Origin of the sequence: Mesorhizobium sp. B2-3-5, assembly GCF_006442395.1 — a bacterium.
Lineage (GTDB): Bacteria > Pseudomonadota > Alphaproteobacteria > Rhizobiales > Rhizobiaceae > Mesorhizobium.
The window spans coordinates 53,279-64,890 of record NZ_VFVX01000032.1; the positions used below are offsets into that span (position 1 = coordinate 53,279).

Annotated in this window: 14 protein-coding genes and 1 tRNA gene; 2 read left to right on the plus strand and 13 right to left on the minus strand. The window is 55.2% G+C overall.

Going from position 1 to position 11,612, the window contains the following annotated elements; translation table 11 throughout:
• Positions 1–15 precede the first annotated feature (15 nt).
• The gene (locus tag FJ958_RS31690) at positions 16–192 is read right to left on the minus strand and encodes a hypothetical protein (RefSeq protein ID WP_181176522.1); all 177 of its coding nucleotides are present in this window, start codon (positions 190–192) and stop codon (positions 16–18) included.
• A 10-nt stretch (positions 193–202) separates the two neighbouring features.
• Positions 203–586 carry a hypothetical protein gene (locus FJ958_RS25980; RefSeq protein ID WP_140747084.1) on the minus strand — a complete coding sequence of 128 codons (384 nt, stop codon included), beginning with the start codon at positions 584–586 and terminating at the stop codon, positions 203–205.
• Positions 587–748: 162 nt separating this feature from the next.
• On the opposite strand from FJ958_RS25980, the gene FJ958_RS25985 reads away from it, so the two are divergent.
• Positions 749–934 carry a hypothetical protein gene (locus FJ958_RS25985; RefSeq protein ID WP_140747087.1) on the plus strand — a complete coding sequence of 62 codons (186 nt, stop codon included), beginning with the start codon at positions 749–751 and terminating at the stop codon, positions 932–934.
• On the opposite strand, the gene FJ958_RS25990 is transcribed toward FJ958_RS25985, so the two are convergent.
• From FJ958_RS25990 to FJ958_RS26040, 11 genes are all read right to left on the minus strand, one after another.
• Positions 931–1,158: a hypothetical protein gene (locus tag FJ958_RS25990; protein WP_140747090.1), complete on the minus strand. Its 228-nt coding sequence runs from the start codon at positions 1,156–1,158 to the stop codon at positions 931–933. The genes FJ958_RS25985 and FJ958_RS25990 overlap by 4 nt on opposite strands.
• Before the next feature lie 14 nt (positions 1,159–1,172).
• Complete coding sequence (locus tag FJ958_RS25995) at positions 1,173–1,877, minus strand: SOS response-associated peptidase (RefSeq protein WP_140747093.1); 705 nt, start codon at positions 1,875–1,877, stop codon at positions 1,173–1,175.
• A 227-nt stretch (positions 1,878–2,104) separates the two neighbouring features.
• Positions 2,105–3,646 (minus strand): hypothetical protein, encoded by a 1,542-nt coding sequence (locus FJ958_RS26000; protein WP_140747096.1) that lies wholly within the window; start codon positions 3,644–3,646, stop codon positions 2,105–2,107.
• A 97-nt stretch (positions 3,647–3,743) separates the two neighbouring features.
• Positions 3,744–4,247: a hypothetical protein gene (locus FJ958_RS26005; protein ID WP_140747099.1), complete on the minus strand. Its 504-nt coding sequence runs from the start codon at positions 4,245–4,247 to the stop codon at positions 3,744–3,746.
• Complete coding sequence (locus FJ958_RS26010; protein WP_140747102.1) at positions 4,244–4,531, minus strand: hypothetical protein; 288 nt, start codon at positions 4,529–4,531, stop codon at positions 4,244–4,246. The genes FJ958_RS26005 and FJ958_RS26010 overlap by 4 nt, the downstream gene beginning before the upstream one ends.
• 195 nt (positions 4,532–4,726) lie before the next feature.
• Positions 4,727–5,014, minus strand: a complete 288-nt coding sequence (locus FJ958_RS26015; RefSeq protein ID WP_140747105.1) for a hypothetical protein — start codon at positions 5,012–5,014, stop codon at positions 4,727–4,729.
• Positions 4,998–5,420, minus strand: coding sequence for a hypothetical protein (locus FJ958_RS26020; protein ID WP_140747108.1), 423 nt, complete (start codon positions 5,418–5,420; stop codon positions 4,998–5,000). The genes FJ958_RS26015 and FJ958_RS26020 overlap by 17 nt, the downstream gene beginning before the upstream one ends.
• A gap of 243 nt (positions 5,421–5,663) precedes the next feature.
• On the minus strand, positions 5,664–6,395 hold the full coding sequence (locus tag FJ958_RS26025; protein WP_140747111.1) for a hypothetical protein: 732 nt from the start codon (positions 6,393–6,395) through the stop codon (positions 5,664–5,666).
• 769 nt (positions 6,396–7,164) lie between these two features.
• Entirely contained in the window at positions 7,165–9,390 is a 2,226-nt protein-coding gene (locus tag FJ958_RS26030) for a VapE domain-containing protein (RefSeq protein ID WP_140747114.1), read from the minus strand.
• 183 nt (positions 9,391–9,573) lie between these two features.
• Positions 9,574–9,813 (minus strand): hypothetical protein, encoded by a 240-nt coding sequence (locus tag FJ958_RS26035; RefSeq protein ID WP_140747117.1) that lies wholly within the window; start codon positions 9,811–9,813, stop codon positions 9,574–9,576.
• 213 nt (positions 9,814–10,026) lie between these two features.
• Positions 10,027–11,307, minus strand: a complete 1,281-nt coding sequence (locus FJ958_RS26040; RefSeq protein ID WP_140747120.1) for a site-specific integrase — start codon at positions 11,305–11,307, stop codon at positions 10,027–10,029.
• A gap of 160 nt (positions 11,308–11,467) precedes the next feature.
• On the opposite strand from FJ958_RS26040, the gene FJ958_RS31695 reads away from it, so the two are divergent.
• Positions 11,468–11,526: transfer RNA gene (locus FJ958_RS31695), tRNA-OTHER, on the plus strand.
• The last annotated feature ends 86 nt before the right edge of the window (positions 11,527–11,612 follow it).

An 11,612-nucleotide genomic window follows, 5' to 3' on the forward strand; every position in this document is an offset into this window, starting at 1 on the left:
CATCTTAGCGTTCCGTCAAACGTATTTTTCGCCTTCGCCGCGATGTTCGAAACAGAACCAATGCGGCTCTTGCTTGGGTTTCGCAAAGCCCCAACCGCCGTCCTTTCCGCAGCCGGGATGCTCGCAATAGTGGCTCTGAATGCCCGGTCGTGTCGCGTGTTCCGGTCGCGGCAATCTGATTTCGTCGCTCATGGCGATTACGTCAGTCGACAAATTCAAGCATGAGATACGGCGGTATTTGATCTGCCGGCCAATCGGCACAACAGGCATTGATAGCGGCTTGGTTTGCCTCCATCCAAACTGCAGCGGCGTCGTTTTCGTCTTCGGTCGGCTTACCGTCATCAGGAAAGCTGGCGTCGTCCCAACCCTCCAAGGCAAACATTCCATCTGCTGCTTGCTCGGCTGAAACGCCTGCAATCGCAAAGACCTTCTCAGCCGCTTCGATGCCGCGTTGTATTTCCGCTCCGCTCGCTCCGGGGATGTCTAAGCGCAGTGCCATTGTTGCCTCCATCATCGGGCGTTCAATGTTCATCGTCGCAGTGAACAAAAACGGAACAAAATTGTCAAGGTCGAATTGACTCGGCAAGGAATGCCTTCCTATTCGTACCTTATGCCCGAGCAACCGCCTAAGCGCCGCACAACCATCTGGTTCCTTAGTTCCGCCGTCCAGCACGGGCAGTTGGTATGGGTTGATTGCGGGTATTGCCATGATCGCTACGGCCGGCGCTATTACGATCCAAGCGACCTCATGAAGCTCTTTGGCGATGTCGATGTGAACAGCATCAGCCGCGCGATGAAATGCGAGCGGTGCGGTCGAAAAGACAACATCGAATGCGATGTCATCGTGCCCGCTGCGGCCGAGCGCGAGCGGATGAAGGTGCGCCGGCTGGTCAAAATACAGGTTCGGAAAAGCCCCGTGTGGCGCGATGACTAGCCGCGCATGCGACGGACATAACGTGCCGATCTATTAATGGCGATAGCTACACCTAAATACGCAATGCAAAATAAAAAGCTCCACCACCGATATCCCCAACTTAGATCAAATATATTATCCGCAATCACGCACAAGGAAATGATGACGCCAACTGCAATCATGGCTATTGAAATCACGTGGAAGATAAAAGCAATCGTCGCTTTGTAAGAAGCACTGGCGCTCATGGTGTAAAAGCCATTTAAAACAGCGAGCCCTGGGCTGGCGGTTGCTGCGGGAATTTGATCTGTGTGGCCGGCTTCTCGATAATTACCAGCGCATCATCGGCGGCCGGCCGCTGCATGTGCCTGGCTTCCGACCACGGCGCGGTCAACCACGTCTCGGCCTCATCGCCGGTTGTCAGGATCACCGGCATTGCCTTTTCATGGATTGGTGCGATCAGGGCGTTCGGCTTGGTCGTCATGAAGCCGTAAAGCTCGAAATCGCCCGGCCCATCCTTGACCCTGCGGACACCCTGCCAGCGCGTCCAGAAACCGGCGAAAAAGAACAGCGGCCGATCCTCGCCACGAGCAAACCAATAGTTGCGCTGAATGCCCGTCTCAGGGTCTTTGTCGTTCGGCGTTGGGCTAGGCTCTGCGAAGCTCGTCACGGGTACGACGCAACGGCTTTCGACACCGACATATTGCTGCCAGTGGGCATATTGAGGGTTGCGAATGTTGGTCGTGCCGTAATCGGCTTTGCCCTTCACTCGTTCTATCGGCGTGGGCATTCCCCAAAGCAGTTTCGCTAGCTCGCGCTGACCATCGGGCGCGTTGCGCACAACTGGCCCCGGCATGTTGGGGTAAACGTCAAGGGACGGTTCAAGGTTGCCCATGATATCCCGCAACGTGCTCGTCCATTCGCGGATGGCGTCTTGGCTGGTGGTGATGTTGTAAAGATTGCACATACCTTCGAATGTGCATCAACTAAACGCGGTTCGCCAGTGGCGGAGAATTTACCCCGCCGCTTCCCCTGCCCGCCCCGGTTGAGGTGCCGACACCATCGAATCGTTGAATTCGCTACGGTTTGTCGTCGGCTTGGCCGCGCTGGCGTCTGTTTGAATGTTTGCTGCTCTACCTAGTCCGGGTCGCTGACCGTCGGTCTTATCCGCCTGCCGCCTGGAGGATGCATTGACTAGTTGGAAGCGCGGTCGAAACCCGGGGACCCATAGATGCGTATCTCGCGGCCTTCAAAAGCGGGGCGGATGTCGAGAATACCCAACGTAAGATTGCTTTGGTTGATCTCTCGTTCAAAATCAGCTTGCATTTGCTTTTCTAGAGCCTCGGCCTCTCCCGTCACTGCATAGCTTTCGACTACTCGTGGCTGCCCAAGTCCGAAGCGTCTTTGAGGGCCGGTCGCGTCCTCACTGATCACTGGCCGCTCGACGATGGCGAAGAATCTCACTGAACCCACTGCAACCCGAGCAGAATAAATCAGCCGCTCTGCACCGACGGGCACTCTCTCGATGTCTGTAAATTCAAGGTCGCACGTCGCCCCGTTTACAGCGACTATCTCTTGGAAACGCCAGAGTTCGCCCGCTGCTTCTGCCACCTCTGCAATTGATATTTCTATTTCATCTGTCGCGAGCGACTGCAGGCACAACAACACTGGGTATAGCCCGCGCCAAATGCCGTCCGCGGCTTTACGACACCGACCGCCGTAAATCCGCCTCCCTCCGGCCCATATCTGCATATCCGTTTCGCCACTTGTGACATACGCCAGCAGCCGGACATGTGTTACCAAGGCGCTTAAGGTACGTCGCTCCTCAATTGTAATTTTGCTATTGAATTGGATCCCGTTATCGCTGCTTGACCAAACGAGTTCCAAGAACTCAGACGTGAAGCGCGCATAACCTCTCGGAAACGATGTAAGCGCCGCCCTGCCCGGTATCACAATCGGGCTGTCTTCGTTCTTCGCCCTTATCTTAATCTGACAGCGGTACCACGTGGCCGGTGATGCTGTGAGAGTTGCGGTTCCGGCCAACAGCCGACCACGACGTGGGTCCGGCATCCCAAACCGCTTAGGAACAATTTCGAAGTTTTGTATTTGCACTTCCCCAATGCCCAAGAAGGCCATGGCAAGTTCGTCCGCCTTTTCGGATTGAAAGCTGAATTTGAGTGACGCTTGGCCATCTTCGTAACCGACAGATTGATAGGCATTGACCTTGTCGGCTTGGTAGCCAGTTCCAACCGTGGCAATTGTTTGCTCGATCCATTCAATCAGGTCGTCTGTGTGATCGTCGCTGTCATCAAATGAGATCGCGAGCGTCTTTTTGTGCAGTTTCTCTCCGGCCAAGTCCGCCGTGCGAATCGCTTTCAAGCTTTCCGTGATCAGATCGATCCAGAAGTGCCGCGAATAAATTCGCGCCTCGCCGGATGAAGGTTGATGGAAAAGCACAACGAACCACGGATGGCCTTGTTGTGCCATCCTGCGAGCGTTCGACAGAGTAACTGACGTGCTACACCTACTACCGATTGTAGATTTTATTTGTGCATAAGCAGATAGTCCCGCTGGCTGCGCATCGGCCGGAACAAAGTCGGCCTTCGGAGGGAATTCGACTAGATAATCCCATCCCGTCTCATCTTCGCTTACTTTCTGAGGAAGCACGCCGCCCAAAGAGCAAATTCTGGCGAACTCATGTTCGGCGGCTTTGTCAATGCGAGGTTTTCTAGACACACCGAACTCCCAAAATGCCCGAATTCACCCCGCGCGATTACCCCTGCCCGCATCCTTGCAATTATATAGCATCGTTGATCTTGAATTTATTGTCATTTCAACGCTGGCTGACCGTCCGAGCGCCTATTTGGATATTTGCTGCTCCCGTTGCGTATGCGGCGGCTAGCTCTGCAAAGCCTGTCGGGTCGGACGCTCTGGCGCGGTCCATAAAGTAAAGTTCCTCGCCGTTCGGCCGCTTCATGCCGGGCACGGCGGCGGCTCGGCCGGATGCTATCAGCACGTCACGAAACTGCATCGAGCCGGGAAAGTAGCCAAACATCGCCTTGCCAAATGCGTTGGTCGATGCGTTCGGCATTTGACTACCCAACCATGCGGCAAACGTCGTGATGTCGGCAGCGTCCAACGCGAGTGCGGATTGCGAGCCGGGATATGGTTCGCGGTCAACTATGTGGGTCGGTCCTAGCGTAGCGTCGAAGCGGTCAACACAAGTTGCATGTGGATTGATATGCGGATCGGTCGTCTTCTGGATTTGGAAAATCTTGCTGTCGAGCAGCATGACATAGAGTTTGTGGCTCTCGACGTAGATTAGCCGCGCGGTCATTGCGGGATACCCTTGTCGATCGTGATCGTTTCGGCCGGCTCGATCTCACCAAGCGGATCAAACACCAATGCGAGTTTGCACGACTTCGGAAAAGGCAATGACTTGCCGTCAAAATTCGATAGATGAACGATCCGACCGCCCTTGATCTCAATGGTCATCGTCGCATCGTCCAGATAGTGAATTGATGCTGCTTCCATGATGGTGGTCGTTCCTTGTTGGTTAGCTAAGAAAGTAACGCGGTCGCTGGTTGGTCCACGTTCTGCCGTCGAGGTCATATCGGACAACTTGCATTTGTCTCGACTGGCACCAACGGGCTATATCTTGGCAACGCAAGACCAGCATATCGCTCAATCGGATCGCCCGAGGAAAACCGACGTAATTGCGATGATAGTTAAGCTGTTGCTTCGTCCATCCCATAATGTCCAATGCGATTTCGTCGGCAACGTAGGTGCATGACGGAACGGATATTACTGTTGTTGTCATCTCCCCATGAACCTTTGCCATTTATCGTTGACTTGTGCCTCGGTGTCGCTCACAAGAATTGTCGGTACTTCGCCGTGCAGAACGCGCCGGATATCGCTTCGAAGCCCATCGCCAACCTCGCCCGCGTTGTTGATCATCGCCGCGTAATCGAAGGGCGGTTGATCTTCGCGCCAAGCTGCAAACCATTCACGCTGCTCAGCGTCCAGTTTGCCGAGCGGGCCAATTTTGCGTTGCACGGCAAGTTTGAGCGCTTCCAGCCGTTGCCGTTCATCGCGCAACGCCATTGAGCAGCTTTTCCAATTCGTCCAGCTTGGCGCGGATATCGGCAAGTTCGGTCATGCCTTGAAGCGAATTGAGCGTAGCCGCGACGGAGCGCGCTTCGTCCGGCGTCAAATGACCTTCGGCCAATGCGGTTGCAATGGCCGCTGGCGACGTATCGTCAAGCTCAACGCTGCGATCACGCGGCAATATCTTGTCCAGAACATAACTGATCGCCTTGAAATCACCGGCCATGATCAGTTCCCTAAGCTTCTGGACGGCATCGGCGCGCATGTCGCAAAGGGATTGCAGAACTTCGTTGCTGATCTTGTTTTTCGATCCCGGCTTTCGGCCGGGATTGCCCAACGCGAATTGACCACCGGGCACTCTATCGACGGTTGATCTACGGCTTTCTACGGCATCGGCGGTCATGCTAAATCCAAAATATCCGGCAACCGCGTTCGTTGAGGAACGCGGCAACGTCGGCAGTCCGGGTGAATGTGCAGCTACCGCCGCCGTGTCGCCGCTGTGATGGTCTCGGCAATCCGTATCGTGACCGCCAAAGCGATAGGACGGCGCGCGACTTACCGCCCAATGCCTCGCCTAGCGCCTGATTGTCGATTTCGGCCGTGGCGGGGAGATAGACCACGGCTGGCAATGTCGGGCCGGCCGGGATCACGCGGCAATCTCCGTCCAAAGTGTCCGGGAGTCCTGCCCCGAAACTTCCGCTGCAATGCTGACAATACCAGCCAGGGCGGCAGCTTCGTTGCGCAACGTTTCCTGTTCGCCGTCCAGTGCGGTAATAGCTGCCTTGCCTTCGGCAAATGCGGCGGCTTCGTCAACCGTGCCGGGCAGCGGGTTATCGAGCGTGCTAGGCGATGCGTGATTGGCGCGTAGACCGAGCAATTCGACAACGGCGTTAATGCGATGGTTTTCACGCACCGTCGCCGCTGTACGGTCGTCCAACCCGAGCCGATCTAGGTCACTGTGCCGAAGCAAGGCGCTGGATTGAGCAAAGGAAAGACCGGTAGCGACGACGGCGGTTCTATCGGCAAGCGGTAGAGAACTAAGGTGCTCGCGCCATTCGCTTTCCCATGGCGCGTCGGTCAAAGCGGCCGGTGCGGTGAACGTTGCATTGCGCTTGTTGAGATCACGTTGTTTATCGTTGAGATCGCGCAACAAACCACGCATCCGACTATGAAGCATGTCAACGCCCTGCTTGTTTTCCGGCTGTTGATGTTCTGGGGTGAACTTAGCGTCCGTCTTTTCAACGAATGCCTGTAGAAAATCACCGATTTCAACAAGCCTAGTCTCATGCTTCCCGCCTGATGGTATAAAGGCGCTAGTTCCCGATGGATTTTGCAGGAGAACGCCGCGCGGTGGCGTTGCGATCTTATTTATCTTCATGTCCATATCTCCAATCATGTATGTCACAGAGCTTGCACTATACACTTCATGACGTCAACTTAAGATTTATGAGAACTAAGTTGTTTCTTTACAGCGATATCCACAAACGCGAATTAAACTACTGGAATAGCAAGTTTCACCGAAAAATTACTTGCGTTATAATCCAACGATGACCATCGCATTGACCGCAGCGACCAACCGTCCCGACAGAGCAGCGGTTCTATTAAACGATGCTAGATCGGCCAATTCGGCGATTTATCGCAACGAATTCAACGCGCTATGTGGACCGCAAACGTGGGAAATCGGCGACGGGTAGCGCGTAGGGTTATTTGCAGCAATTTAGCGCTCGTCACCACCGTCACCATTGAGCCGGTTTCTACTGGTGACAGAAAACCGGCTCATTTGCTGGCCTGTCATCGCTGTCACCACTGTCACCAGTAGAATTTCTTAAGAGTAATAGAGACGCATAGATACCCCTATATGGCAAATGGGGTAATATAGGGAGGTCACCGGCTCCAAACGGTGACAGTGGTGACAAACCCGTCCCAACAGTAAATTGGCGGCAACTATGGATCGTAGAATGACTTGGTTAAACCTGAAACGACGAGATTTTTCGGGTGCCTTATTGGCTGTTGCCGTGGTGTTGGGGGCTGCGGCCTTGGCGTTGTGGCATGGATACCAAACGGGCGCTCATCTTCCCGACCCCAATTGGCGTTGCGTGAATGGTCCAAAAGGCATGGTTTGCGACCGTCAGCCCGGAAATTAACGGCTATTCCCGCACATATTGCCAAGTGCGATGCTCGCCGTTGCGCACCTGTTTTCGAACATATCCGGCCCGCACCAGACATTGCGCAATTCGCTTGTTCACGCTGCCGTTTAACCGATCAAAGGGAATGCTTAGAACGAAGCATATTTGCGCAAAGGTTGTAGGCAGTCCGTTCAAGGTAGTGACGTGCGCCGCTATGCGTTCTTCCCATGGATCGACTTCACGACGTTCCTCTTGCTCGATTTCGGCTAGGTCCGCTTCATCGCCTTCTAGCCACCATTTTTCGCCGTTGTGATACCGTGAGAGCGCTTCGGCCCACAACTGGTCACGATCGCGCTTGATCGCTTCAACGTCGATAGTGCCGCATGACAACGGCCAGAAACGACGGTTGCCGGTCTGGTCCTTTAGGTAATGTTCGTCGTTCGTGGTCGCAACGAACACGCATTGCCGAAGATGATCGCCTGCGGCCCGTTCATATGGCGCGCGGTAGCGGTCGGTTGATCGGTCCATGAATTTTTTGATCGTTTCAACGTCCGATCGTTTGAGCGCTGAAAGTTCGGAAACCTCAACGATCCACTTTCCCGCAAGCTGAATTGCGGCATCCTTAGTGTGCAAGTCGGGCAATTCATCCGTGAACCAATCCAGTCCGGCAATCGCGGCGATTGCTCTTGATTTGCCTATCCCCTGCTTGCCTTCAAGGATCACAACGTTGCCCATTTTGCAGCCGGGATGCATGATGCGAGCGACCGCACCAACCATGAATTTGTTCAAGACGATGCCAGCATAAGGCGTGTCCGGTGTCCCGAAATATCGCGATGCGAGTTGCGGCAAACGTTGAACGCCGTCCCATTGCAGTCCGTTGAAATAGTCGCGAACTTGGTGGTGTTTATGTTTGTTGGCGATGATCGCCACGGCATCGTGGACAGTATCCTTGCCCGGCTTCACGAAAAGCGCCTGTAGGGAAAGCTGACAATGGATGGTGTCTAGCTCCGTCCACTGGCGGGGATAGCTTGCATGCTTGTCCCATGGCAGCGGATGCATTGCCACCACCGTTTGCGTGAATTCGTCAAATGCGACTGGCAAGTTGCCGTGCAAGACCTTGACGGTTTCCATAAGCGTGTTCTTTCCGCTGTCGCCGGAAGCGGTCGAAATGATCTCAACATAGCCGTCAAGCTGCTGCTGTTGCGGTCGTGCGGGCGGTTGTAGCGGCGTTGCGGATGCGCCGGCCGGCAATGGGTAGGAGGCGCCGCCGAATTGCGTCTCGGCCAGCAATGCCGGGACGCGCCGAACAAGCGACGGCCAACCAACTTCGCTGTTTCGGATGCTGGCGATTTGCTTGCGATCATCGCCCGGATTGTCGTCCTTGTATCGAGCGCAGAACGCTAACAACATGGCGTCGATCTCGTCCGGCGTTCCGTGCGACCATGCAGCCTGCTTTGCAGCGGCCAACGTCGATATCCATGCGCTACGATCTAAATCATTGGGATCGAGTAAATCCAAGGCGCGGCGCACATGCGCGAGCGACGGAGCGGCAAGCGATGGCTCGCCTAGCTCATGCCGTCCGCCCTGCCCGCCGTCGATCACGTTGACTGATGCCAGGGCGATATCGAGCATTGCCGGATCGTGGCGCTTCCCAAGGCCGCCAAGCGCCCAACAGGTGACTAGGTGAGGCAACGACGGGTTCTTACGGTGTAGCGTCCCGGCAAGCCGCAGCACGCGTGAGGGATCGACAACGGCTTTGTCGCCGTCGAATAACTGGCGCAGCCGACGATTAATCGATGTGGCGCGTTCGTTGCCGACGTAGGGTTGAACGCTCCAATACACATGGAATCGTCCCGGCGATGACTGCACGGCGAATGATGGTGAGGGATTGAATTGCGCTGCCCGTTCGTAGTTTTGCGCGGCGCTAAGGTTGTCGAGGTCGATAACGTGAGCGCGGATCGATTGGACGTTGGCGAGTGTCAATCCGGTGCCGTCCATTTCGTTGCAATTGATGAAAACGCCAAAGCCTTGTGTTTGATAGTTTAGGATGATCGTCCAAAGTTGTTGCAGCGTTCCACGCATGGGGATCGCTGGTCGCGCTTTCTCGGCGTCGTGGATAAAACGAATATCACAAACAACGTTGCTTCCATCTTGTTGCCCGGTCAACGCTGCGATATGCGCGCAAGCTTGATAATAGTCTTGCGCGACCGGGTTGACCGGTGCGCCAGATGATAATATGTCTGTCATTGGAAACTAATCTTTCCGCAATCGTCTTGAACACTGGTATTGCCCGGTGCCACCAGCGCCGGGCTTTTTCTTGCGCTTCAAACTAAACAACCGCTGCTCTGCTCAAAATAATTTCGTGATATCAAATACTTGTCGTGACGCAGCGGGTCGTTTTCTCAATCAGGGTAGTTTGTCGGGGAAAAATTAGGCTGCATCGACGCGCCGGCCGGCTGCAAAGCGCTCGATTTCGAGCCGCGACCAATAGCGGCGATTGTTGATGACGCGGGCAGGCTTTGGGAAATCGGCTACGGGCGGCGTATAATTGCCGGTCTTGCGGTCGCGATTGCCATTCAGCCAGCGATGAAGGGTCATGTCGCTGATACCGCCTAGGATGGCGCGCACGGCAGGCGCGGGCATAAGTGTATCGATCGGGTTCGGGTTCATGGGAACGCCTCAAATCTCGATTGGTCGGCTACCTCAGCCGAATGTGCCGTTGGGAGCCCTGTGCTCGAAAACCAACCTTGGCGAAATGGGAGCCCTATGCTCAATGACCATTTCAGAACCGGGAGCCCTGTGCTCCAACCCCGGTTCTAAGCGCGCCGACTGTGAGCCAATCTCATGCTCACAGTCAACAGCATACCCTAACAGATTTTTAGGTTATGCACGCTTTGGAAGCATCGTTACATTGTTTGCGGTAATCGCTGCGATGCGAATTGCCCACTTCTCCAAAGCATCGCGCTTTTCCACTTCATAGTCGTAGCGATTATAGATTGCAGCAACGCCGCTCACTTTGCCGGTTTTGTGATTTAGAATTGCTTCGGTCACTTCCTGCTTGATTCCAAGCTTTGCGAGTTCCGTTGCGCACGTGCGGCGCAAATCGTGCAGATGCCATTCTGGCAACCCCGGTTCGCCGCAATGCTTATCCAGTGCAAGCTTGCCGTTGCTAAAGCCGCTGTAGGGGGTCGTCGCGGTTGTGGTGAACACGTAATCAGACGGCTTGCCGTTTGCGTCTGTGATCCGTGGCAGCGCCTTGATGATTGATTGCGCCAACGGTGAGAGCGGCACGACATGGGGACGGGAATTCTTGGTGCGGGAAGCTTCAAGCGTGATCGCGTCCAGATCGTCGGAAAGCTCGCGCCATTTCAGTTCGGCAATCTCGTCGCGGCGCTGCCCGGTCAACAAGAGCAGTTGCGCCATCGGCCCGAACGGATAGCCGCACTTTTCCGAAGCGTTCCAAACGATCTTGATTTCGTCGGTCGCTAGAACGCGGTCGCGGCTGTTCGGCTTGGCCGGCGCTTCGGCAAGCTCAATGATGTTTCGGCCCATGGCTCGCGCTACAGGCTTCCAACGGAAGAATGCAGACAGCACCGCAAAGGCGTTGCGACGTGCGCCCGGTGTGAGCTTCGCCAGAAGCTTTTCAACGTCGCGGTAATCGATCGTGCGGATGTCGGTGACGTGCTTCCAATGAGGTTTGATGTTGGTCGCGATGATGCGTTCGTATTCCTCTGCGGTCGATGCCTTGACCGCCCTGCCCTTGAAGCCGGACGCGCGGGCGGTCTTGATGAAATCGTCAAACCAGCCATCAAGGCCGGTCTTGTCGATCTTCTGTTGCCGGGGATCGTTGCCGCGCTTGGCGTCTACAATCACGCGCTCGGCAACGGCGCGGGCTTGCGTGACGTTCAATGCCATGGTCGCCGAAATGACCGTCCCAATGCGGTCGTCGTCGCTGCCGATTTCGTCATAGCGGCCGATGGTCACTTTAGAGGCTTTGCCGGCAATGGCGGTCCGCACTGCCCACGACAAAGCGCCGCTAGGTTGCTGGACTAGGTACAAGCCGGATTGCACGTCGTCGGGGATTTCTCGCCGCGTTGTCGTCGCGTTCAACGCCTTGATGAATGCGGCGGCTTTGCGATGTTGGCCGGGTACGGAATTGAGCATCGGTTTGTCTTTCCAGCTTTCGGGGTAACGTCCGGGGTAAACTGGGGTATGTTATTGCACGTTATGGACTGTTAGACAAACCGATGCTCAATTCCGCAAAAACATAGCAAAATCAATTGGTTTAGCTCGAAAACTGTTGCCGTCTGATACCTCTTGGGGTGTGCTGGCACAAAATTTGTAAACCGAAGGTCGCGGGTTCGATTCCTGCCGGGGGCACCAGTTCCTAACTTGTACGGCCCGGAGACATGGGTGACAGAGCGTACCTAAGACATGGGTGACAATCTCGTGCCGAACGGATTGTCGAT